Source organism: Paenalicyclobacillus cellulosilyticus, assembly GCF_014647315.1.
Classification (GTDB): Bacteria; Bacillota; Bacilli; order Alicyclobacillales; family Alicyclobacillaceae; genus Alicyclobacillus_J; species Alicyclobacillus_J cellulosilyticus.
Genome location: NZ_BMOY01000126.1, coordinates 1 through 259, shown reverse-complemented (window position 1 = coordinate 259; position 259 = coordinate 1).

Genomic DNA, 259 nt, shown 5'->3' with positions numbered 1-259 from the left:
CAATTCCTGCAATAATCCCTGAAAATCAAGGTGCATTCGAAGCCAGAGCGATTCCAAGGCAAAGCGGTAACGCAACAAAACTGACTACAAGAGAAGCGGGGAGATCAAATTTTAAATTAGACCCAATCTTATTATTCATGCGTCCTTCCTATAACCTTATCAAATAGTTTCAGTTAAAGGCTCTAAAACCAGTTTTTGAGTATGAGAGCTAGGCTTTCTGGATAAGATGGCTAGACCAAAAATTAATAAACTAAACAGC